General features: G+C 52.8%; 18 protein-coding genes. 11 read left to right on the top strand and 7 right to left on the bottom strand.

Annotated features, from left to right (window positions below):
* The first annotated feature begins 125 nt into the window (after window positions 1-125).
* From ACFVSO_RS25945 to serS, 4 genes are all read left to right on the top strand, one after another.
* On the top strand, window positions 126-362 hold the full coding sequence (locus ACFVSO_RS25945) for a hypothetical protein (protein WP_387479591.1): 237 nt from the start codon (window positions 126-128) through the stop codon (window positions 360-362).
* A 190-nt stretch (window positions 363-552) separates the two neighbouring features.
* Window positions 553-1,086, top strand: coding sequence for a YceI family protein (locus ACFVSO_RS25940; protein WP_387479589.1), 534 nt, complete (start codon window positions 553-555; stop codon window positions 1,084-1,086).
* A gap of 162 nt (window positions 1,087-1,248) precedes the next feature.
* Window positions 1,249-2,391: an amidohydrolase family protein gene (locus ACFVSO_RS25935; protein ID WP_387479587.1), complete on the top strand. Its 1,143-nt coding sequence runs from the start codon at window positions 1,249-1,251 to the stop codon at window positions 2,389-2,391.
* A gap of 364 nt (window positions 2,392-2,755) precedes the next feature.
* Complete coding sequence (serS, locus tag ACFVSO_RS25930; RefSeq protein WP_387479585.1) at window positions 2,756-4,045, top strand: serine--tRNA ligase; 1,290 nt, start codon at window positions 2,756-2,758, stop codon at window positions 4,043-4,045.
* On the opposite strand, the gene ACFVSO_RS25925 is transcribed toward serS, so the two are convergent.
* The 3 genes from ACFVSO_RS25925 to ACFVSO_RS25915 all read right to left on the bottom strand — a co-directional run bounded on the left by ACFVSO_RS25925 (window position 4,042) and on the right by ACFVSO_RS25915 (window position 7,407).
* On the bottom strand, window positions 4,042-4,896 hold the full coding sequence (locus ACFVSO_RS25925; protein ID WP_387479583.1) for an aminoglycoside 6-adenylyltransferase: 855 nt from the start codon (window positions 4,894-4,896) through the stop codon (window positions 4,042-4,044). The genes serS and ACFVSO_RS25925 overlap by 4 nt on opposite strands.
* 290 nt (window positions 4,897-5,186) lie before the next feature.
* A complete protein-coding gene (locus ACFVSO_RS25920) occupies window positions 5,187-5,909 on the bottom strand; it encodes an amino acid ABC transporter ATP-binding protein (protein ID WP_387479581.1) in 723 nt (240 codons plus the stop codon).
* Window positions 5,902-7,407 carry an ABC transporter substrate-binding protein/permease gene (locus ACFVSO_RS25915; protein WP_387479579.1) on the bottom strand — a complete coding sequence of 502 codons (1,506 nt, stop codon included), beginning with the start codon at window positions 7,405-7,407 and terminating at the stop codon, window positions 5,902-5,904. The genes ACFVSO_RS25920 and ACFVSO_RS25915 overlap by 8 nt, the downstream gene beginning before the upstream one ends.
* Window positions 7,408-7,504: 97 nt before the next feature.
* Here ACFVSO_RS25915 and ACFVSO_RS25910 point away from each other — a divergent pair, with 97 nt between their 5' ends.
* Together ACFVSO_RS25910 and yidC are read left to right on the top strand one after the other, a co-directional pair.
* Window positions 7,505-7,840, top strand: coding sequence for a hypothetical protein (locus ACFVSO_RS25910; RefSeq protein WP_387479577.1), 336 nt, complete (start codon window positions 7,505-7,507; stop codon window positions 7,838-7,840).
* Window positions 7,798-8,649 (top strand): membrane protein insertase YidC, encoded by an 852-nt coding sequence (gene yidC / locus ACFVSO_RS25905; RefSeq protein ID WP_387479575.1) that lies wholly within the window; start codon window positions 7,798-7,800, stop codon window positions 8,647-8,649. The genes ACFVSO_RS25910 and yidC overlap by 43 nt, the downstream gene beginning before the upstream one ends.
* Window positions 8,650-8,762: 113 nt before the next feature.
* Here yidC and ACFVSO_RS25900 read toward each other — a convergent pair whose 3' ends face one another.
* Window positions 8,763-8,894 carry a DUF4023 family protein gene (locus tag ACFVSO_RS25900; protein WP_387479573.1) on the bottom strand — a complete coding sequence of 44 codons (132 nt, stop codon included), beginning with the start codon at window positions 8,892-8,894 and terminating at the stop codon, window positions 8,763-8,765.
* 375 nt (window positions 8,895-9,269) lie between these two features.
* On the opposite strand from ACFVSO_RS25900, the gene ACFVSO_RS25895 reads away from it, so the two are divergent.
* Complete coding sequence (locus ACFVSO_RS25895; RefSeq protein WP_120113927.1) at window positions 9,270-9,476, top strand: cold-shock protein; 207 nt, start codon at window positions 9,270-9,272, stop codon at window positions 9,474-9,476.
* Between the two features lie 380 nt (window positions 9,477-9,856).
* Here the strand turns inward: ACFVSO_RS25895 and mle are convergent, their stop codons facing one another.
* Entirely contained in the window at window positions 9,857-10,702 is an 846-nt protein-coding gene (gene mle, locus ACFVSO_RS25890) for an alpha/beta fold macrolide esterase (protein ID WP_387479571.1), read from the bottom strand.
* 475 nt (window positions 10,703-11,177) lie between these two features.
* Between mle and ACFVSO_RS25885 the strand changes: the two genes are divergently transcribed.
* The 3 genes from ACFVSO_RS25885 (at window position 11,178) to ACFVSO_RS25875 (ending at window position 17,720) form a co-directional block, all read left to right on the top strand.
* Window positions 11,178-13,511, top strand: a complete 2,334-nt coding sequence (locus ACFVSO_RS25885; protein ID WP_387479569.1) for an ATP-dependent DNA helicase — start codon at window positions 11,178-11,180, stop codon at window positions 13,509-13,511.
* 407 nt (window positions 13,512-13,918) lie between these two features.
* Window positions 13,919-15,667: an ABC transporter ATP-binding protein gene (locus ACFVSO_RS25880; RefSeq protein ID WP_387479567.1), complete on the top strand. Its 1,749-nt coding sequence runs from the start codon at window positions 13,919-13,921 to the stop codon at window positions 15,665-15,667.
* Between the two features lie 19 nt (window positions 15,668-15,686).
* On the top strand, window positions 15,687-17,720 hold the full coding sequence (locus tag ACFVSO_RS25875; protein WP_387479565.1) for an ABC transporter ATP-binding protein: 2,034 nt from the start codon (window positions 15,687-15,689) through the stop codon (window positions 17,718-17,720).
* A gap of 112 nt (window positions 17,721-17,832) precedes the next feature.
* On the opposite strand, the gene ACFVSO_RS25870 is transcribed toward ACFVSO_RS25875, so the two are convergent.
* Together ACFVSO_RS25870 and ACFVSO_RS25865 are read right to left on the bottom strand one after the other, a co-directional pair.
* Window positions 17,833-19,578 carry a methyl-accepting chemotaxis protein gene (locus tag ACFVSO_RS25870; RefSeq protein ID WP_387479563.1) on the bottom strand — a complete coding sequence of 582 codons (1,746 nt, stop codon included), beginning with the start codon at window positions 19,576-19,578 and terminating at the stop codon, window positions 17,833-17,835.
* Between the two features lie 167 nt (window positions 19,579-19,745).
* Window positions 19,746-22,397 carry a putative bifunctional diguanylate cyclase/phosphodiesterase gene (locus ACFVSO_RS25865; protein ID WP_387479562.1) on the bottom strand — a complete coding sequence of 884 codons (2,652 nt, stop codon included), beginning with the start codon at window positions 22,395-22,397 and terminating at the stop codon, window positions 19,746-19,748.
* A gap of 238 nt (window positions 22,398-22,635) precedes the next feature.
* Here ACFVSO_RS25865 and ACFVSO_RS25860 point away from each other — a divergent pair, with 238 nt between their 5' ends.
* Window positions 22,636-23,085 carry a MarR family winged helix-turn-helix transcriptional regulator gene (locus tag ACFVSO_RS25860; RefSeq protein ID WP_387479560.1) on the top strand — a complete coding sequence of 150 codons (450 nt, stop codon included), beginning with the start codon at window positions 22,636-22,638 and terminating at the stop codon, window positions 23,083-23,085.
* Window positions 23,086-23,090: the final 5 nt, after the last annotated feature.

Raw genomic sequence — 23,090 nt, 5'->3', positions numbered from 1 at the left:
TGACAAGCGGCAAAACCCGCATCGCAAAACGGAAAAACTTCCTATGAAACGACATTTTACACCTCTATCCCCATACCTATGAAAGCGCTACAATAAAGATACAAAATGGTAGGGAGGTGAGAGATATGAGCCAAGAACAAGAAATTGTTCAAGAGGGCGCTGAAGAGATCGTGGAATTGATTTCGGAGGATGCACCTGCTGCGGAAGAAGCGGCAGAAGAGGCTGAAGACGAAGAAGCAGTTGATGCAGAAGCCGCAGAAGCGGTGGAAGCGGAGCTGGAGGAAGAACTGGAAGAGGCGGCTGCATCGGTGGAAGAGGCCGAGGCGGAAGCAGAAGAAGTATCCCAAGAAGAAGCGGAATAATATTTATTATTTGCAAATAGAATGGAAGCTGTCCTCGCCGTCTTACGGTGGCAGGGGCAGCTTTTTTATATGGTCATGCCAGAAAAAAAGAGTTGACAGCAAGATGTCTTTGATTTAAGATAATTTCATAATCTAAAGTTAGTTAATAATTAATTGTTAGTAAATAAAATCACATATGGAGGTTATTGATATGACTAAAGCACAATGGGCAGTAGACGCATCGCATAGCGAAGTAGGATTTTCCGTAAGACATTTAATGATTGCAAAGGTTAAAGGCACGTTCCATGCGTTCGATGCGAATATTGTTGCAGATCCGGCCGATCTGACTTCCGCGGAAATTTCCTTCAATATCGATCTGGGCAGTGTAGATACGCGCAATGGCGATCGCGATGGGCATCTGAAATCCGCTGATTTCTTCGACATCGAGAAGTTCCCTACGCTGGGCTTCCAAGCGACATCCATCTCCAAAAGGGGTGAAGGCGAATACACAGTTACGGGAGACGTAAGCCTGCATGGCGTTACGCGTTCCGAATCGTTCGAGGTGACATTCGAAGGCACAAGCCGCGACCCGTGGGGCAACACGAAGGCAGGCTTCAGCGCGACTGGCGCGATCAAGCGCAGTGACTACGGCTTGACGTATAACGCAGCTCTGGAGACAGGCGGCGTGATGATTGGCGATGAAGTGAAAATTACGCTTGAGATTGAAGCTTTGCAACAAGCTTAAGCCTCATGCGATCGGGAAGACTGCAGGCCATCGGCCTGCAGTCTTCTTTTTGTTTGTCGTCCGTTTGCCGGCTTCTCATCCTGCGGAAAGAATCAATTTACATAAATGGATGTAGATGCTATGTTGTTCGTAGATAAGCAGTGATGACGAGGGGGGAAGGCGTTGAGCAGAACAAAAAGACAAGCTGCTTGGTTATTAATTTCCATTGCGGTGGTGGTGGCGGCCATGATATTCGGAGGACGGGTCATGGCTCCGGGTGGGGATGAGGCCGCGCCGGTTGCCGATCAGTTGCCGGATCTTCAGCAGGCAGCTCAATCTCCTGAACCATCCGCAGAGGTACCAAAGGAGAAGAGTTTGGAGGAGCTGGTGCAGGCGTACCGTGATCTGCAGCTAATGGACGCTCACAATCATAATGCAGCGGGAGGCAAATACCTCAGCATGATCCCCAAATGGGATGCGAGCGGGGTGGACCGGATCGTGCTCTTCGGAGCCGTATCGGAACCGGCTGCGGAGGCAACGGATGAGACGGCTTGGAAAGCGTATCAGAACCATCCTGAGCGATTTATTCCCTTCACGTCCGGTATCAATCTGCTGGAGCAATCAGGCCTCGATAAGCTTCGCGAGAATCTGGAGCAAGGATACTTCGGCCTGGGCGAGATAGCCGCCGCATCCCAGCATTCTCCGGTGCTCGCCCAAGTGGAGTGGAAGACGGAGCATCCGATGGATGGCATTCTCCCGGATATCTATGCCTTATGTGCGGAATATCAGGCACCGGTTCTGCTGCATATTGATCCGCTGAACGGTATGCCGGTCACCAAGCTGAAGGAAGCGCTGGCTGCTTATCCCGATACGACCTTCATCCTTGCCCATGCCAATGCATTCAACTCGCCTGCAAATATCGAATCGTGGTTGGAGGCGTATCCGAACCTGTATGCCGATTTCTTCGCGGGCTTTACGGTATTCAATCCCGAAAGCGCCAATGTGCTGGAGGATTTCATTCCAGTGATTCGGAAGTTCCAGGACCGATTCGTGCTGAGCACGGATTCGGGCTTTGGTCTCAATAGCGAGGAACAAGCCATTGAAGCGATGTATCACTTAATAGATAAGCTGGACGACCGCGAACTGGCAGAGCGTATCGCGTACAGCAATATGAACGGGCTGATCGAGCGGCAGCCGGCAACCCGGACGCAGCTGGAGCAGATACGTGCGTTAGGCGGGGAAGGCGATAGCGGGCTTGATCTGGCGACGCTGTCGAAGCGGGAAGCGGGCGAATGGCTGATTCGGACACTTCTTCCGGCGAGTTGATGCCATGCAGATTGCAGACAATGGTTTGCGATTGCTGCAGCAGGCTTGTACCCGCTGCGTCTTCCGGAAGGGAAAGTGAATGGGGCTTGCTTTAAACGGGAAACCTATTTATAATACAAAAAAAAGATACGGACATTATGCCAGTGAAGAGAATCCAACTCGGAGGCGTACTCGTCAAGGTGAAGGCCTGTCACATCTGCCTGTTTCCCTAAGTTTGCCGGAATCCGCCCGTTACCGCGGAACAAAGAGAATCGGACTCTCTAATTGGTCCGGTTAATTTGGGTGGCACCGCGAGACAAGCGCTCCTCGTCCCATAGGGATAAGGGCGCTTTTTGTATTTCTATACGAAAAGGAGCGCGGTGACATGTTGGACATGAAATGGGTAAGGGAACATGCGGAAGAGGTAAAGGAAACGGTGCGGAATAAGGGCATTCATCTGTCGGTGGATGAATTGCTGGCACGTGATGAGGAGCGTCGCAGGCTGAAGCGGGATACCGATGTGCTTCGGGAGCGTCGCAACCGTCTGTCGAATGAAATAGGACGACTTATGCAGGATAAGCGTCGGGAGGAAGCGGAGGCCATTCGCTCGGAGACGAAAACCGTCAATGCCAAGCTGGCAGAGCTTGAGACAGAACTAAGGGTGGCGGAAGAGCAATTTAGGGTCTTATATGAGCTTGTCCCCAACGTCGTATCGCCCGATTCGCCGATTGGCCGCTCGGATGAAGACAATGTAGAGTTGAAGCGCGTTGGGGAGCTGCCGGTATTCCCGTTCGAGCCGAGGGATCATATCGAACTAGGGGAGCTGCACGGCTTGATTGATGTGCCGCGGGGTGTGAAGACAGGCGGCAGCCGCCACTATTACTTGATGGGCGCGGGAGCGCAGCTGCATCGGGCTGTCCAGCAGCTCGCGCTGGATTTGCTGTTGGAGCGTAACTTCACACTGCTGGAGGTTCCGTTAATGGTGAAGGAAGAAGCAATGAACCATACCGGATATTTTCCGCTTGGCCGTGACCAGGCTTATAGACTGGATGGCGTGGACGGCTATCTTGTCGGCACTTCGGAAGTGCCGCTGATGATGTATTATGCGGGTGAAATTGTGGAAACGGAGACGCCAATCCGGTTGGCAGCAGCCTCGATGTGCTTCCGAAGCGAGGTAGGCTCGGCAGGCAGAGATGTCCGGGGACTCTATCGCGTTCATCAATTCGCAAAGGTGGAGCAAGTGGTCATCTGCAAGGCCGATCCCGCCGTGTCGGAAGCAGTTCTGCAGGAAATTACGGCTAATGCAGAGCTGCTGCTGCAGAAGCTGGAGCTGCCTTATAGGCAGATGGCAGTCTGTACCGGGGATATGTCGCAGAAGACTTACAAGCAATACGATCTGGAGACATGGATGCCAAGCCGCAGCGCATACGGCGAGACGCATTCGTCGTCGAACCTGCATGACTTCCAGGCGCGCCGCGCCAACATTCGCTATCGGGATGAAGAAGGCGTGCTGCGCTATTGCCATACGCTCAATAATACAGCGGTCGCGAGCCCGCGCATCCTGATCCCGCTGCTGGAGAATCATCAGCGGGAGGACGGCTCGATCTATATTCCGGAGGCGCTTAGGCCATATATGAACGGATTGACCGAGCTTTGCCTGCCTTGCGAGCCTTAAGAAGAGGAAGCTTGAACGCTGTGCAGATATGCTATGACCTTGCGGTCCTCTTCCTCGTTGTAGGCAAAGCCGAAATGCTGCGCAACCATATGGGCCGTCTCGCGGAACAGCTCGATCATGACGAATAAGGACCGCCAAATTTGAGCGGTATCGTCATTCGAGAAGGTTAGCCGGAATTTGGCCCACAGTTCAGGAGGAAGCAGCTGCTCGTAATATTTGCCGAGTTTGCCTGGATTTCCTTTAAAGTCCGATTGGCAGCCAATATACCAATCCAGCATATAGATCAGCATATCGCGCACTGGACGCTCCAGGTGGAACTTGGCGTAATACAATTCGCCGCGCCACAGCCCCTTGGCGATGTAGGTGCTCACCCACCAAAACTCATTGCAGCATTCGGCAAAATGCTGGGCGCTGGGCTCCTTCGTCCGGTAGTCATCAATGGTGGGGGCCGGGAGCGTCCCTACGCGCACCTCCTTGTCCAGCAACACGAGGCTAAGGCTGTCATGACGCATGTTGTTGCTCAATATGTTGGCGGGCGAGAAAGTCAGATCGATGCGGTTGCCGTCCATGAACAACATAAGGTAGGCAAAGCTGGCGCGAGGCTCGTCCTCGATGAGCGTGCCTTCATCAGGTGTCTGCATGATCAGGATGTCGCCGAAGCGGCGGATCCAGTTGCGGTCTGCTACCCACTCTTGTACATCGGAGACATAATAGACGATATCGTAATCCTGGAATCGGTCTTTGGCTGCGTGAGGATTGACGCGGGAGCCGTTCATAATGACGGCTCTAATCCCCGGCTGCTCATTCGCAAAACCCACAATCAACCCTATCATTTCCTCTTCGGTACGCATGGCGGTTCACGCTCCTTGTTCCCTATAGGGATGATTTCCCTTATTATAGACTTGAATGGAACAAGTGGGAATCAAGGTTATGAGCCAGGTATGTGGGGGAGGGCTTTGCTATTCGTATAGATCTCCTATCAGGATTGATTCTTTTGATTGGCGTCTATGCTCATCGTTGCAGGTTTGTTGAAGCTGGTGATTTTGGGAAGATAGCGGAAGATAGATCAAGCTCCTGGCAGGAGTGCATAACAGCACCAATGCCAGGAGCTTTTTTGGTTAATGAAGGGGTCACAGCCCGGCTACAGCACCTTCTCCAAAAACCGCTTGGCGCGCTCGCTTTGGGGGCTGTCGAAAAATTGCTCGGGAGGCGTCTTCTCGACCAGTCTGCCGTCGTCCATGAAGTAGATGGTGTCAGCGGCTTCGCGGGCGAACTTCATCTCATGCGTGACAATCAGCATAGTCATGCCAGTGCTCGCAAGTCCCTGAATGACGGCGAGCACCTCTTTAACCATCTCAGGGTCCAGTGCCGACGTGGGCTCGTCGAACAGCATGATGTCGGGCTCCATAGCGAGGCTGCGAGCAATGGCGACGCGCTGCTTCTGCCCGCCGGACAGACGTGACGGATAGCTGTCCGCCTTATCGGCTAAGCCTACGCGTTCCAGCAGCGCGCTCGCTTTATCCCTGGCTGTTGCGGCAGACAGTCCCTTCACCCGGCGAGGAGCGAACGTAATATTCTCCATCACCGTCATATGGGGGAACAGATGAAAGTGCTGGAAGACCATGCCGATACGCTGCCTGACCTTGCCGATGTTGGTATGGCGGTTGGTCAGCTCCGTATCGTTAATTGTAATAATGCCGGAGGTGGGCGTCTCCAGCAGGTTCAGGCAGCGCAGAAAGGTCGACTTGCCAGAGCCGGAAGGGCCGATCAGGGCGACGACTTCCCCTTTGCGTACAGAGGTCGTTATGCCCTTTAGCACCTGGTGCTTGCCGAAGCTCTTGGTCAATTCCGTTACGTTAATCACTGCGTCGCAGCCTCCTTTCCAGTAGATGGGCAAGCGAAGTAAGCACAAGCACCAGGACGTAATAGATCACCCCGGCGAAGAGGAGCGCCTCCAGTGCGCGGAATTCCGTCGCCTGCACCACATTGGCTCTGCGCATAATATCTTGCACGCCAATAACAGAGACGAGTGACGATTCCTTCAGCAAGGCCACGCATTCATTCACAAGCGCAGGAAGAATGGTCCGCACAGCCTGCGGCAGGATGATGCTGATCATCATCGTCCGATACGGGATGCCAAGCGACATGGCCGCCTCCCGCTGGCCCTTGTCGACGGCCATAATGCCGCCGCGAATCGTCTCCGATAGATAAGCGGCGGAATTGAGGCCAAAAGCCAGACCCGCTGCCATAAGCGGAGAGATGTCATACTGGAACAGCTGCGGCGTCGCGTAATAGATCAGGAAAAGCTGCAAGAGCAGCGGCGTTCCGCGCAGCACGGAAGTATAGGCGGTTGCGAACCACTCCAGCGGCTTGATCCCGGATATTTTGAAGAGAGATAAGATGGTCCCCCAAATGAAGCCGAATGCAGCGGATACAAGCGTGAAGAGCAGCGTCACGTAGACGCCCTTCAGCATGTAAGGGATATATCCTTTCAGGATGCCAAAGTTCAAATTAAGGAAGTTGTCCGCTTGCGGCTCGCGCTCGGTGGCAAACCACTTGTCTACGATGGCATCGACTTGACCGCTTGTCTTCATCTCCTCCAGCACGCCGTTGAAGGTCTCCACCAGAGCCGAGCCCTTGGGAAACGCGATTGCATACCCGTCCTCCGTGCTTCCTGGAGGCAGGAAGCTCATCATAAGGTCAGGATTTGCGGCCGTCATCTCCACCGCAACAGCATCTTCAACGATTACCGCATGAATGCGTCCGGTCTTCAGCTCCTGGATGAGATCCGGTATCCGGTTCAGCTTCTTCAGCTCGACGCCCTTCAGTGTCTGCGCATAGAGATCCTGCGTCGAGCCAAGCTGGGTGCCGACCACCTTCCCTCCCAGCGATTCACTGGACTCATATGGCTCATTCCTTCTGGACACGATGGTGTTCCGCGCTACATAATAGGTAGTAGAGAAGTCGACGTTCTGCTTCCGTTCCTCAGTAACGGACATCGCAGACATGACGAAGTCGACCCTTCCCGTCTGCAAGGCGGCGATCAGTCCGTTGAAGTCCATCGCGGCGATCTCCAGCTTGTAGCCGAGCTGTGCCGCAATGAATTTGGCGATATCAATGTCCATGCCGACAATTTCACCGTTGTTTTTGGCATCGACATTCTCATAGGGCGGATAGTCGGGCGATGTGCCGAGCACGATCGTTCCCTTTTCCCCCACGCTTGGAGCGACTGGGGCAGTTGTTGACGCATACGGTTCGATTCCCGTGCGGGCATCGCCCAGAAGGCTGGGCAGCAGCGCAGCGGAAGCGACGAACACAAGAAGAAGCAGATAGATCATTCGCAGCAAAGTCGTTCTTCGCATAAGCCCTCTCCAGATCATTGTGAATTGTTGTTACTATAACCTGTTTGCATCCGTATAATTAAAAACGATTCTTAGTCCGAGGAAGGGAGGGATTGACATGTTCGAGTTGGAACTCCAGGAATGGCTGCCATATCTGCTCACAATCGGCTGGATCTGCGCAGTAGCAGGGCTTTATTCCGTCCATCTGCATACCGTGTCCGCGACGATCGTCCATAGCGAGGATGATAGCGGCATGCTCATTGCGTCGGAACGCCGGATTGTGGCGATTGCGGCAGTGGTACAGAAGCGGCTGGTCCGGCATATCAAGCGGAAAGACGCGCCGGAAGAAGATGATCCGGAGTGCAGCGCCTCGTTGGTTCGCAGAAGATCCAATCAACGAGGAGGGACTATATGGCAGGTCGATCATTCATCTCTTCCCGGCATAGCGGGATAAAAAAATTCATGCTGGTGCTGGCTGTGCTGGCGCTGCTGGTCATCTTGCCTGGCTGCGGTTCAGCTACAGGCACAATCAATGAAGATACGCCGGGCGTATTTAATCATTACGTTATCTATCCGCTGTCGGAGCTGATTAGCGGTATTGCAGGAGCGCTTAGCGATAATTATGGTCTTGCGGTCATGGCGATCACTATCATTATCCGTCTTGCTCTCTTCCCGCTGATGGTTAGACAGCATAAGTCGCAGCGGAGCATGAAGGCCAAGATGGCCGTACTGCAGCCCGAGTTGAAAGCTCTGGAGGCCAAGTATAAGGACAAGAAGGATCAGGACGCGCTAAAGAAGAAGCAGCAGGAGACGATGGAGCTGTATCAGAAGCACAAGGTCAATCCGCTTGCAATCGGTTGTCTGCCGATGCTCATTCAATTGCCAATCCTGACGGGGCTGTATTCCGCGATTCGAATGACGCCGGAGATGTCTACCCACACGTTCCTTTGGTTCAAGCTGGGGGCGCCGGATCTATGGCTGCCGCTTATAGCGGCATTTGTCTACTTCCTGCAATTCAAGGTGTCCCAAAGGGGTGTCGACAATTCGGCTAATAAGCAGCTTGCGTTCATGGGGTACCTTTCGCCGGTTCTGATGGGGTTGTTCGCTTTGTGGGCTCCGGCCGCCATATCGCTGTATTGGGTGACGGGGGGAGTATTCATGATCGGACAATCATTCCTTCTGTCCAAGCTTTATCCAGCGATCAAACTTCCCGACATCGCCACTCCGGCCCCCAAGGGCAAAGCTCAGAAAAGCGAAGCTTGATCACGATCAAGAGATGGCGGATCGTCATTCTCCTGACATTATTCGTACGTATCCTGGCAAATAAAGAGGCCTCCCCTTATCACGAGGGGAAGCCTCTTTCGTCGTTTTGCCGCTTATTTATTGGTGCTGTGCTGTTTATTCGGAAGCTGCGCGCCTGGCGATCCCTGACCGTTGGTACGCTTATTCCGTTCGGCTTTTTGCTGAGTATCTTTCACTTTATCCACGAATGAATCCGCATGGCTCATTGGCTCACCTCCTCTGTCCACTTTCCCCCGAGTCATGGATTTCCATTCCTTTGAATAAAAATAAAGAAGTAGGGTGTGAAAGACCGTCCTGGGGTAATGAAGGATTGGAAATAACAAGTATAGGAGGGATTTGCCTTATTCCGGTGTACATGGTACAATGACGGAAATTTAATACTTAACTTCCTGTTGTCACCTAGACGATGACAGAGCCCCATAGACGAAAACTGCCCGCTGACCTAGCGTTTGAGGCAGTTTTCCGTTTTGTCAAGGGGTTGTCGGGATAGCCGGATGATGGGACGCACATTACACATATCTGCGAGGCGGACGCTGCCGGATGACCGGCATGCGTTGGCGCTGGCGCGAAGGAGGCTGGCCATGTACAATCGTAAAAAACCGCTAGAAGAAATTCCGCTTGAAAACACGAAAGTATGGACATGCGAGACTGAGGGCTGCAACAGCTGGATGAGAGATAACTTTTCATTCGAGCGAGTGCCAAGCTGTATTATGTGCAACGCGCCAATGGTAAGCGGCGAAAAAATGCTTCCAATGCTAGTCAATTCTACGGCGGAACTGAAGAGCTAAGCCACTGCAAATCAGAAGAACGCTGCATGGAGAGATTCCCTCTCATGCAGCGTTCTTCTGTATATGCGGGGAATGATCCGCGTGCTGGTTGATTGTGAACTTGAAAGGGTAATCTATAGCAGATCAGAAACCCAGAGCTTGCATGAGGAGGCCCCATTATCAAGGAGAATCAACGCGTAAGGCTGCCGGATACCGTCAAGCATGAAGGCTTGGTTACCGAACGGGACATTGACGAGGAATTCGGATTGTTCACAGAGGAACCTGAAATCGGGAGCGCCTGGAAGAAGGGGACGGAGCAGGAACGAGAAGCCTAAGCCATAGTCAGGAAGAAGCGGCAGCTCAACTACCATTCAGGTATTCCGGGCTGCCGCTCTCCGGTTTTATAAGGATTTGATCGACGTATGGTCCTTGATGGCTTCGATGATGGCGTCCCAGTCATGATGATGCAGCTCGTGGCCGGTGCCGTCCAGTGTTACTAGCTTGGCTCCTGGAATGGTATCCGTCAGATGCTGACCATGCGCATAAGGAATGATCGGATCTTCTGTCCCATGAATAATTAAAGCAGGGACATCTATCTCGCTTGTACGCGTCAGGTAGTGTTCACCACCCGTGACCAAGGCATGATTGTTGATGCTCTCCATTCTTGGGCTGCGTCTCGCTTCTTCCTGAGCCAGCAGAGAAACTCGGGGCAGATCGAACGGGTTCTTGGAGCCGGAGAGCAGCTTTGACTTGCTGATATTGAAATCAATGACCGCTTGGGTGTCCATCCAGTCTATCTGCCCGGCATTTGAGAAATAGTCCATTATCTTAGCTTCCATAGGAGGAAGATGCGGCGCAAAGTTGGAAGTCGCAAGTAACGTAATGGTGCGCACGCGGGACTTATGACGAAGTGCTGTCATCTGTGTCAGCATGCCGCCCATAGACATGCCGACAATATGCGCCTGCTCAATGCCGTAGCTATCCAGAACATGAATGGCGTCATCTGCCATGTCCTCAAAGGTATAGTCTGGACTGCCGGGCTCGCATGTGGTGGATAACCCTGTGTCACGGTTGTCGTAGCGAATGACAAACCGGCCCTCGTCTGCGAGATAGTGGCAGAAGGCCTCCTCCCACCAGACGAGCGAGGACTGCGCTCCCATAATGAGCAAGACAGCAGGATGGGCTGGATGGCCGAAGCTTTCTGTGCAAATAACAGCTCCGTTGCTCGTCACTAGCTTTTGATTCATATCATCATTCCTCCTATCGCGATTCGCGGTCTAATATAAAAAAGCACAGGCTATGGGCCTGTGCAGATCGTAATCGAGACATAGAGGAGCGCGGATGATAACCGGGCTGTCGGAAGGACAATAAGGGCATTGGCAGACTGCGAATACTGCCTATTGTCCTTGCGGGCCGGGTTACGAGGGATGCGTCCTCTATGTAATTGGGTTACCGTATGGCAAACCAATTCTTCGATTACGATGCACAAAGAGAGCCTATAGGCACGATCTGTGTTCTATGCACATCGAGCAATCGAATCATTAGTTCAACACACATAACCCTCCGTTCAAGTGAATTGGTTCTCATATTATCACATGATTTTTTTGGATGTCAACCCGCTTTTTTGCATGGATTTGCAGCTTTGGAACGGCTGGACAACTCCTGGATGTATGCTACACTAAGGGAACAAATGTTCTTTCGGGCGGATGAGAAGGAGAGATTATGTCGGAGACGTATACAGTATCCTTGTCAGTTAGGCAGCTAGTTGAATATGTCTATTCCAGCGGCAGCATTGATGCCCGGCTGCAGAGCGCGGACGCGATGCAGGACGGCACGAAGGCGCATCAGCGCATTCAGGGTGAATATGGCGAGGACGACCAGAAGGAAGTGTTCTTGAAAGCGGATATCGTCTGGGGGGATGACTTGAAGTTCACCATTGACGGGCGATGCGACGGACTGCTTGCATCTGGATCTGTACCGATGATCGACGAGATCAAGTCGACGAGGGGAGACCTTGCCCGCGTGAAGGAAGCAGGCGGATTGCCCGTTCACTGGGCGCAGGCTTGGTTCTATGCCTATATGTATGCGAGAGACTACGACGTGCCAAGGATGAGCGTGCAGTTGACGTATGTTCACACCTTAACAGATGAGACGATCCGCTTCGTACGAGAGGCGAGCTTCGAGGAGCTGGAGTCGGATATTCTAGGCATGATCGAGCAGTATGCCCCGTATGCGCAGCTTCGCAGAGAGCATGAGCAGAGTCGCAATGCGAGCATCGGACAACTCCCTTTTCCGTTCCATACCTATCGGACCGGTCAGAGGAAGCTGGCAGGAGCTGTGTTCAAGTCGATTGAAGAGGGAGTATCCCTATTCGCAAGAGCGCCTACCGGGATCGGCAAGACGATTTCCACTACCTATCCTGCCATCAAAGCGATAGGCCAGGGGTTGCTTCAGCGCATTTATTATTTAACAGCCAGAACGACGACAAGAGCGGCGGCAGAGGATGCGCTGCGGCTTATGGAATCGCAAGGGCTGCGGCTGCATGCCGTGACCATTACAGCCAAGGACAAGATCTGCTTTCAGGAGGAGACTCGCTGCGAGAAGGAACATTGTCCGTACGCAGACGGTTATTATGATCGGATTAACGAAGCGGTCTTGGATATTTTGCGTGAGGAGACGCTGCTGACGCGCCCGGTCATTGAGCAATACGCACGCAAACACCTTGTATGCCCATTCGAATATTCGCTGGACCTGGCGTATGCCGCCGACATGGTCATATGCGACTACAACTATGTCTTTGATCCTCGGATTTCGTTCAAGCGGCTGCATGGGGAAGTGAAGAAGCGGACGGCGCTGTTGGTGGACGAGGCGCATCATCTTCCCGATCGCGGGCGGGAGATGTTCTCCGGCATGCTGACGAAAGCTCCGTTTCTTGCCATGCAGCGGGAGCTGAAGGGCAAGCATCCGGGCGCGCATGGCGCGGCGAAAGCGATCAACGATTATTTCATCGCGAAGCGCAAGCAACTTGGGGACGGAAGGCCGCAAGCTATGGAGCAGGAGAAGCCAGAGGAGCTGATCGTGCTCGCGGAGCGATTTGCGGAGGAGATCGAGCCACTGCTGGAAGGCGCCGGCGCCGAGCTGCTGGATCTCTATTTTCAGTCCCAGCAATTCCTCCGGGCCGCGAAGCTGTATGACACTCGGTACGCCACACTGACGGAAGTCTCACGGGGCGATGTCACCATGAAGCTCTATTGCCTTGATCCTTCGGAGCTGCTGAAAGGGATGAGGAAAGGCTATCGTTCGGCTGTTTATTTCTCGGCCACGCTAACACCGCTCGGGTATTACATGGACATGCTGGGCGGCGCGGAGGAGGATTATACGATCTCGCTGGCTTCTCCCTTTGACAGCGGACAGCTCGATGTCTCCATTCATGCTGTCTCGACCCGTTATCAGGTTCGCGGACAATCGTACGGGCCTATCGCCGGCATTGTGCATCGAATGATCATGTCTAGGAAGGGCAACTATTTTGTGTTTTTCCCCTCCTATGCCTACATGAACGCAGTCCATGAAGCATATATAGAGTTGATGGAGAGTGAAGGGTTGCCGCCTGAGGAGCGTCCAGTCGTTCAGGTGCAGAGAAGCGATATGACAGAGGAGGAGCGGGACGGCTTCCTGGAGGCGTTCCAGCCGGGGGGAGCTCGGTCGCTTGTCGGCTTTGCAGTCATGGGCGGCGTCTTCTCGGAGGGTGTTGACCTGCCGGGAGACCGATTGATTGGCGTCGTCGTTGTGGGCGTCGGCATGCCGCAGCTAGGGATGGAGCGGGATGCTCTAAGGGCCTATTACCAGCAACGGGGTAATAGAGGTTTTCACTATGCCTATGTCATACCCGGGATGAACAAGGTTCTCCAAGCTGGCGGGCGGCTCATTCGATCCGAGACGGATGAAGGGCGGCTCATGCTCATCGATGATCGGTATCTGGAGCAGGATTACCGCAGGCTGCTTCCGGAGGAATGGCTGCAGGCGGTAAAGAATACCTATAGCGAATTTTTGGATTGACAGCCTCTTGATCGGGATGATAAAGTGACAAATAGATTTCAAGAAATTTCTAGCAAAGAGGGAGGATTACGAACATGCGGAATAACGATCTTAACGGCCATTTTAATATGGGATTCCTTAACGTAATCCATCTGCGCGAAGAATAGCTTTGTATATCAGGGTATTCCGGATATCAAAGGCGCAGGGTTACGTGACCGTAATCATGCGCCTTTATTGTGCCTTGGAAGGGTTTCCCTGCGTTCCGCGCGGGGGAAATTCCAGGCCGGATAAGAGCGTGTCGTTGCGGCGACAGGCTCTTTTTGTATGAGCGGAAAGCGGGAGCAACCGGCAATAGTCCCGATTAGAAAGAGAAAGAGAAAGAGAAGCATCCGACTTGTGGATGCGAGACGGAAGGTGTGGTAAAAGCGATGTTTGGCGTATTGAAAAAATTGGGCTGGTTCTTTCGAAAGGAATGGAAGCGATACACGCTGGCAATCTCGCTGCTTGTATTGACTGGAATTATTGATATTATTCCGCCTTGGCTGCTCGGCTACATCGTAGACGGGATAAGCCAAAATGCGCTCGGCACGTCCGAGTTCAATCGCATTATGTATATGTGGATCGGGTTGACCGTGTTTGGGTATCTCATTACGTATGTGTGGCACTATAAGCTCTTTGGCGGTGCGTTCGTGCTGGAGAGGCTGCTGCGCTCCAGTATGATGGGACACTTCCTGCGCATGACGCCTACATTCTACGAGCGCAACCGAACTGGCGACTTGATGGCCCGCTCGACGAACGATCTGGGAGCTGTGGCGACGACGGCAGGCTTCGGCATTCTGACGCTGGTCGATTCGACCTTGTTCATGATTACAATTCTGATCGTGATGGCAGCCGCAATCAGTCTGAAGCTGACGCTGGCTGCGCTTCTTCCATTGCCGCTTATGGCAATTGCAATGTCCTATTACGGCAAGAAGATTCATGAGCGGTTCACAGAAGCGCAAGACGCTTTCGGCGAGATGAACGACCAGGTGCTGGAATCGGTGGCAGGCGTACGCGTCATCCGTGCATTTGTGCAAGAGGAAGCAAGTGAAGGGCGATTCAATGCGAAAACAGATGAGGTATTGGGCAAAAATATCGCAGTAGCCAAAATCGACGCGCTCTTCGAGCCAACAATGAAAATTCTCGTCGGCAGCAGCTATCTGATTGGTCTGGGCTACGGCGGCTTCCTCGTATTTCATAACGAAATTACGCTAGGCGAGCTGGTCTCGTTCAACATTTTCCTTGGCATGCTGATCTGGCCGATGTTCGCGATCGGCGAGCTGATTAATATTATGCAGCGCGGCAATGCGTCTCTGGATCGGGTGAATGAGACATTAGGCTACAAGCCGGATGTGAAGGACGCTTCGAAGCCAGCCGTAGTTGGCGAACCGACTTCGCTGGAATTCGATAAAGTGACATTCCGCTACCCGTCCTCAGAGGTTGATAACCTGACGGGCGTGTCGCTCAAGCTTCATCAGGGCGGAACACTGGGTATCGTCGGCCGCACAGGCAGCGGCAAGACTACGCTGCTCAAGCAATTGCTGCGCGAGTATCCGCTTGGCAAAGGCCATATCCGGGTATCCGGTGAACCGCTTGGCAATGTAAAGATTGATCACATACTGGGCTGGATCGGCTATGTGCCTCAGCAGCCGATTCTTTTCTCCAAGACGATTCGGGAGAACATCTTCTTCGGACGTACAGATGCGTCGGAAGACGATCTCCAGCGGGCGCTGGAGCGCGCATCCTTCGCGAAGGACATCGCCTTCCTGCCGGATGGGCTGGATACGATGGTCGGCGAGAAGGGGGTTGCGCTGTCCGGGGGGCAGAAGCAGCGGGTAAGTATCGCACGCGCGCTAATCGCCGATCCTGAAATTCTGATGCTCGATGATGCGCTATCCGCTGTCGACGCGAAGACGGAAGCGGAGATTATCGAGGGCATCCGTACGGAGCGTGCAGGCAAAACGACTTTAATTACAACGCATAGGCTGTCTGCGGTGCAGCATGCCGATTGGATTATCGTGCTGGAGGACGGCAAAATCGTGGAAGAAGGCACACATGACCGCTTGCTCGCAAGCGGCGGCTGGTACCGCGAGCAATATGACCGTCAGCAGTTGGAAGCATCAATTGAGACTGAATAGATAGGAGGCGTCAAGAACAATGGGTACAACAGGCAAACGATTGTTTCAATACGCCATGCTGTATAAAAAAACGATTCTGATCGCGTTGGCGCTTCTCGTGCTGGCGGTATGCGCGGAGCTTACAGGACCGCTTATTGCCAAGCGAATGATTGATCAGAACATTCTTGGCATTGAGAAGAAGTGGCATCAGGTAGAGGGCGATCAGCCTTATGCCGTGCAATATCAAGGCAATTGGTACAAACGGGAGGACCGCTTCTCCGGGGAGGAGAGCGGAGGGAAGGGGCAAGAGGCTCGCGTGCTGCAAGTGGGCAGAAGCTATTACTTCCTGACTGGCTCACTAGTGAGCGAGACGGGCAAGCGGGAAGTGACAGGCAACGAGCTGACCGTGACGGACGGCACAACAGGCGAGCAAAACGTCTATCCCGTGACGAAGCTGGAATCCAAGGAACTGTACAGCTTCTACAAACCGGAGGTGCCGGGACTGCTGGTGCTGGCAGCCATTTATTTCGTCCTCTTGCTGGTGGTGGCTGCCCTGACCTACGGACAGCGGCTCATGCTGCAGACATCTGCGAACCGCATCGTGCGCAAGATGCGTAATGACGTGTATGCACATACGCAGCGTCTGCCGGTTAATTATTATGACAATCTGGCCGCAGGCCAGGTCGTATCCCGCATTACGAACGATACGGAAGCGATTCGTGAGCTGTATGTAGGCGTGTTGGCGAACTTTTTTACAGGCACGATCTACATGGTTGCGATATTCGGTGCGCTGTTCCTGCTGGATACGCGCCTTGCGCTTGTTACGCTGCCGCTGATTCCGCTGTTGATCGTATGGATTATCGTTTACCGGAAGTTTGCAGCCAAGTACAACCGCATAATCCGGGCAAAGCTTAGCGAGATCAACGCGATGATCAATGAATCGATTCAAGGCATGACGATTATTCAAGCCTTCCGCCGCCAGAAGGAGACGTCCAAGGAATTCACTGAGATGAACGATCATTACTTCAAGTATCAGAACAAATTACTGAGTCTGAACTCGATTACTTCTCATAACTTGGTCAATGTCGTTCGGAACATACTGTTCTTGATCGTCATCTGGATGTTCTGGGGCGGCACGCTCGGAACGCTGGTTACGGTCGGGGTGCTGTTCGCTTATATCGACTATATGAACCGGATGTTCTCGCCGATTGTCGGCATCGTCAATCAGCTCTCCAATCTGGAGACGGCCCGTGTCTCCGCGGAGCGTGTGTTCAAGCTGATGGATGATGAAGGCATTGATGTAGCGAAAGGAAGGCTGGAGCGCTATAAAGGAAATGTGTCATTCGAGAACGTATCGTTCGCGTATAAAAAGAATGAATACGTGCTGAAAAACATTAACTTTCACGCGAAGCAAGGCGAGACGGTCGCTCTGGTCGGGCATACGGGCTCCGGCAAAAGCTCCATTCTGAACCTGCTGTTCCGCTTCTATGACATTAAGGACGGGGAAGGACGTATTGTCGTAGACGGTCGGGATGTGCGTGATATTCCAAAGCAGATGCTGCGTCAGCATATGGGCATCGTGCTGCAGGACCCGTTCCTGTTCACCGGAACGATTGCATCGAACGTCAGTCTGGATGATCCGTCGATCTCCAGAGAGAAGGTCATTCAAGCGCTGAAGGACGTTGGCGCTTATGAAATGTTCAGCCAGCTGCCGGGCGGCATCGACGCGGAAGTGATCGAGAAGGGAAGCACGCTATCCGCAGGACAGCGTCAGCTGATCTCCTTCGCGCGGGCGCTGGCCTTCGATCCGGCTATCCTCATTCTGGATGAAGCGACAGCGAGCATCGATACAGAGACGGAAGCGGTCATTCAGGAAGCGCTGAATGTCCTCAAGAAAGGGCGGACAACGTTCGTCATTGCCCACCGCCTGTCGACGATTCGTCAAGCTGACCAGATTCTGGTGCTCGACCGCGGCGTGATCGTAGAGCGCGGCAATCATGACGAGCTGATGGACCATCGCGGCAAATATTATGCGATGTATCAGCTGCAGCAAGGCTCGGTTCAGACAGCTTAATGTTTGCTATAGATTCTTTAGATCATGTCTGGATATAAGCTGGCAACAGGAGAGGCCCGCAAGCACACCGTAATGGCGTGCTTGCGGGCCTCTTATTAAATAAGGACTTGAATTAGGTCTTGAAGCGTCCGACGGCTTGATTCAAGCCGGTTGCCAGGCTGCGGAGCTGCACGGAGCCGCTTGCTACCTCTTGCATGGAAGCCAGCTGCTCCTCCGAAGCGGCTGCGACGCGTTGTGCGTTAGACGCAGTAGATTGGGCAATGTACGACAACTGATCCAGTGAAGCGGCAATTTCTTCGCTGCCGGCCGACATTTGCTCGGATGCGGCGGATACTTCCTGCACCTGAGCCGACACCTGCTTGATGGAATCTACGATGGAGCGGAAGGATTCACCCGCCTGATTCGCTACGGAAGAGCCTTCGCGAGCCGCCACCGCTGAGCGCTCCATGGAGCTTGCGGCTTCTCTCGTGCGCATGCCGATCATGTTCAGAATCTCGTTGATTTGCTCCGAGGATTCCTTGCTTCTCTCCGCGAGCTTACGGATTTCAACGGCAACTACCGCAAAGCCTTTGCCATGCTCTCCTGCCCGAGCCGCTTCAATAGAAGCGTTCAGCGCAAGAAGGTTAGTCTGGTTGGCCACTTCGGCAATAAGGCCAAGAATGCCCTCAATTTTCTCGCTATGATCTCTGAGCTCACGGAGCGTGACGACCGTCTGCTCCACATTCTGCTCCAGCTCTTTCATCTGGGTCTGCGTTTGCTCCATGACGCTTTCGCCTTCTGTAGCCAGATGAGTGGCATCCGATGCCATCTCCGATACGATGGCCGACGATTCGGCAATCCGTCCGATACCGACCGCCATCTCTCCCATTGCACGCTGGCATTCCTGGAAGCTCTGCAGCTGCGATTCCGATCCGGATGCGACCTCTTGGATCGCTTCCGTCACTTCTTCCGTTGCGCGGGAAGTCATCTCCGCACTCTGCTGCATATTTTCCGCCGAGCCGGCTACTTCTCCTGTGCTGTTCCGAATATCGCCGGTCAGCTTGCGCAGGCTGGCAATCATGCCGTTGAACGATTTGGACAGCTGCCCGATTTCGTTGTCGCCCTTCGCATTCACGGATATTGTCAAATCTCCGGCAGCCGCCAGCGCCGACACTTCAGCGAGCCTGCGAAGCGGCCGGAGCACGAGACGGACCAATATTGTAATAATCAGGATCGCACCGGCTGACAGAGCAGCGGCGATAAAGACGCTTTTCCACACCATAGCTCCCAATTCGTCTTCGACGTGTCCGTAGTCGAAGTCAATGGCTAACAGGCCCACAACTTTGCCCGTTGTATCCTCAATTCTTTTTATATATGTGATCCAATGGCCGAAGTCGTCCTCATAGATTTCTGTCCATGCTGCTCCTTGAGCCTCAGCCTTCTGGAATGCGGTATCGAAACTTTCTGCCATCGCATAAGTCTCGCCTGGACCCAGATCGGTCTGGTGCAGCTCTTCATTGCTTTGAAGCATGGTGGCTGTGCGCTTGCCGTCCACTTCTTTCACTTCAGGCATATAGATGGCGGCATTCGTTACCCGTTCATTGCGCACCATGGCGTCGAATTTGCTTTTCAGCACACGGAAGGCATCCGCTTCATAGGTACCGCTTTGCAGCAATTCATCATGAGCGGCTGCGACAAGATCATATTCGAATTCTAGTTGATAGCCTAATGTTTCGCCCAAATCTGTAATATCGTCTTTGTAAGCTGCTTTCTGGGAGTTGTAGGATAGCCACTGCGTCGCACTGATCAGCACGATCAGAATAAGGGCTAATACCAGAGAGCTAGTTACGACCAAACTGCGGTCTTTCCATCTGAACATGAATGCCACACCTCTCGTTTGTTGTAAAGGCTGGCAAGACAATTGGCTGTCCGTCATGGTAGGAATATGTTAGAACAAACCGGTCCCGCCTAATATCCTACACTAACATGCATTTATTAGAAAAGTTTAGCAGCTAATGTTAGGAAAGTATCAGGTGGGACCGGCTTTTAGCTAACGTTTTCGGTTGGGACGAGCAGGGCCTCCAGCTCAGCGGCTGGCAGCGGCCGGCTGAACAGATAGCCTTGCAGCTCATCGCACTTGAGCTCCTTGCAGAAGCGAGATTCATCGGCTGTCTCGACGCCTTCCGCCACAACCTTCATGTTCATGCTATGGACAAGCTCGATGATGGCGCGAACGATAGACGACTTTTTGTCATCGCTTGTAATACCTTGAATGAAAGAGCGGTCAAGCTTCACATCTGAGATCGGCAGCCGCTGCAGCTGATTCAGCGACGAATATCCCGTGCCGAAATCATCGATCGAGATCTGGATGCCCAGATTGCGCAAGTACAGAATCGTATCAATGACTTGGTCGATATTGCGCATGAAGACGCCCTCTGTAATTTCAAGGCATACATAGTGCGCTTCAAGCCCTGTTGCCTTCAGCTCGCTGAGGATCATTTCCTTTAAGTTGCCCTGATAGAAGTGACGCGCCGATATGTTGACCGAGACGCTGATCTTCTTCAGTCCGGCATCCTGCCAGGCTTTATTCTGGCGGCAAGCCTCGCGGAATACCCAGCGGTCGATCTCCAGAATAAAGCCGGACTCCTCCGCCAGCGGGATGAATTTATCCGGCGGCACAAGCCCCAGCTCCGGATGCTTCCAGCGAATCAGCGCTTCGATGCCGCATAACTCACCGGTTGCGGCGCTAATCTTAGGCTGATAGTAGAGCGAGAATTGATTCTCTTGCAGCGCCTTATACAGACCGTTCTCCAGCCGCATCTTCTCAGCAATGAGAGGCAGCAGATTCGGCTTGAAGTAGCGGTAGCAGCCATCTCCTTCTTCCTTGGCGTTATACATGGCAATGTCCGCATTGCGGACGATGGTATCCATATCGTCTCCGTCATGCGGATAGGCGCTGATGCCGATGCTTACGGTCAGGAACAGCGGCATGCCGTCGATGATGAACGGCTCGACGAAGCAATCCAGAATGGCTTCCGCATGGCGAGACAGCTCCTCCTCCTCTTGATAACGGACGACAAAGACGAATTCGTCCCCGCCGAGGCGGAAGACATCGCAGGATTTGCATTGAATGGATTGGAAGCGCCCCCCGGCCAACTGCAGCAGCTTGTCCCCAAAGGCGTGGCCCAGCGTGTCGTTAATTTGTTTGAACCGGTTAATGTCGGTGAACAGCACGCCGACCTTCAGTCGTGAGCCTGTGCCGGTGTTCATGGCAATCAGCTCCTGGAAGTGCCGGGTGAACTGATGGCGATTAGGCAGTCCTGTCAGCATGTCGTAATACGCCAGCTGATGGAGCTGCTCTTCCGATTGCTGCAGAAGCTGAGCCTGCATCTCCAGACGTTCGTTGTTGCTTTGCGATTCACGGAACAGATAGAGCAGGCTGCTCGACATATGCTTGATATTCATAATGAGCGAATGAATTTCGACCGTGCTGCTCTCAGGCAGCTCCAGCGCATTGTTATGCTTCAGCTTGAGCGGCAAATTCGTTGTCACGACCGCCAGCCTCTTCAAGCTGCGGGCAAAAGAGCGGTTGATGAGCAGCGAGACAAAGGCTGCTACAAGCCCAAAGCCGATCAAATAGAAGATATGAGTGAAATATTTGCCGAGCAGATACTTCTGGTAGTATTCCAGTGGGAACGTAATGACAATTTGTCCGGTTCCGTTGCCGAGCTTGGATTGGAACAAAAACTGCTCATCATTCCAGGTATAAAGCTTTAAACGGCTAAAGCTATTGTAATTGGATGAGAAATACAGATACTCGCTGATTGGCCTGAACGTCTTCTCGCCGAACGGATCAATATGCGTACCAATCAGTCCGTGATGGTTCGATGCGACGACCTGGTGCTGGTCATTCGTCAGGCTGAACGTATAGGTTTCCGTCGTATAACGGTCGATGAGGAATTGCAGCGTGCGAATCGATACGCCATCCGATGGAATCGTATAGGGAACATTGGATGCGCCCCATTCTTTTGTAATCGTGTTCGTGGCTTGCAGCGCGATATCCTCCACGTAGTAGCTGACTTCCTTGAAGGAGTTGATGCTGTTCACCAGCATATTCAGCAAGAAGCTGACGAGTACAATGCCGAGCGACAAATGCAGGAGCAGCTGGCTCATGGATCGGGGCAGACGCTTGATGCTGGACATGCCGCTCCAGCGGCTAAGCGGCAAGTATTGATGGGCGATTTCCGCGAATAGTGCATTAAATAAGCCATTGATTGCGATGAGGCAAGCAATAAGCTTAATATCGATTCCTGTCCCTGAATAATGTTGATTATAGAAGAAATATACGAGCGGAGCGCCGATGAGCAGCCAGAAGAAGAGGTCCGTCATAAACAGCCGGCCGCGATACCGGAGCATCAGCAAGCCGACGATGAGGGCTTCCAGCAAGCCGATCGCCTGGAACATGAGAAGATCCGCGGAAGCGGCTCCAGCCAGGAAAGCGGCGCAGGCGGTCAGAAGCCCTCCCCAGATCCCGAACAGCCGGACAGACAGAAGAACAAATAAGCTGGTGAGTGAAAAGGTAATGCCGTATATGAAATGGAACTGGCTCCATTCTCCTGCAACTGCCAGCAAGGCGCAGAGCGTGAGAGAGATGGCAATCATCCATTGGTTGCGAGGTTGATGAGTTGGATTGCTCAAGTTCGTCCTCCAGTTGCTGTTAGAAGCGATGTAATGAACGATAGATACGATGTATAAAAGCGCGTTATTTGGCATATGTATGTCGTGTTGATTCCCTAATATTCGACAAAATTTTCTTAAATCCTCCTTTCAAAAAAGAGGGTCGATTGACGTTAATTTGCATGCTTGTACCTGTCATGATATAGTTCTATTATCGAATAGTTCGACAATAGAATTAATTAGAGGAGGAGGGAACGAAATGGAAAAAGACCTCAGCCTGTTGAAATCCTTGATCCACCGCTACGAGATTGCGAATTTTATCGTAGAGCGAGGTCTCCATGTTAAGGTGAAGGACTTGATGCCAGAGGAATTGACCGTCGATCAGTTCAAGACGCTGCGATTTCTTCGACATAACGTCAACAGTACGGCATCGGAGCTTGCTCAATTTTTTTGTGTGGGCAAAAGCTCGATTACCGCGATTATTACCCGGCTGTCGGATAAGGGGCTCATTGATCGGATTCAGGATGATGACGACCGCAGAGTCATTCATTTGAAGCTGACAGAGGAGGGGGAGCGCATCAGCAGCCTGCTGGAGGAGCGCGTGCAGAATGTCCTTGCGGATATTATTGAGCACTTCGACGAGAAGGAAGCAATCGCCTTCATCGAGACCTTCGAAAAGCTGGCAAAAGTTGTGAAAGCCGCCCAGTAGTGCCT

The sequence above is a fragment of the Paenibacillus sp. NPDC057967 genome, assembly GCF_042887015.1.
In the GTDB taxonomy this organism is placed as follows: domain Bacteria; phylum Bacillota; class Bacilli; order Paenibacillales; family Paenibacillaceae; genus Pristimantibacillus.
This window is presented reverse-complemented; position numbering and strand designations above follow the sequence as displayed.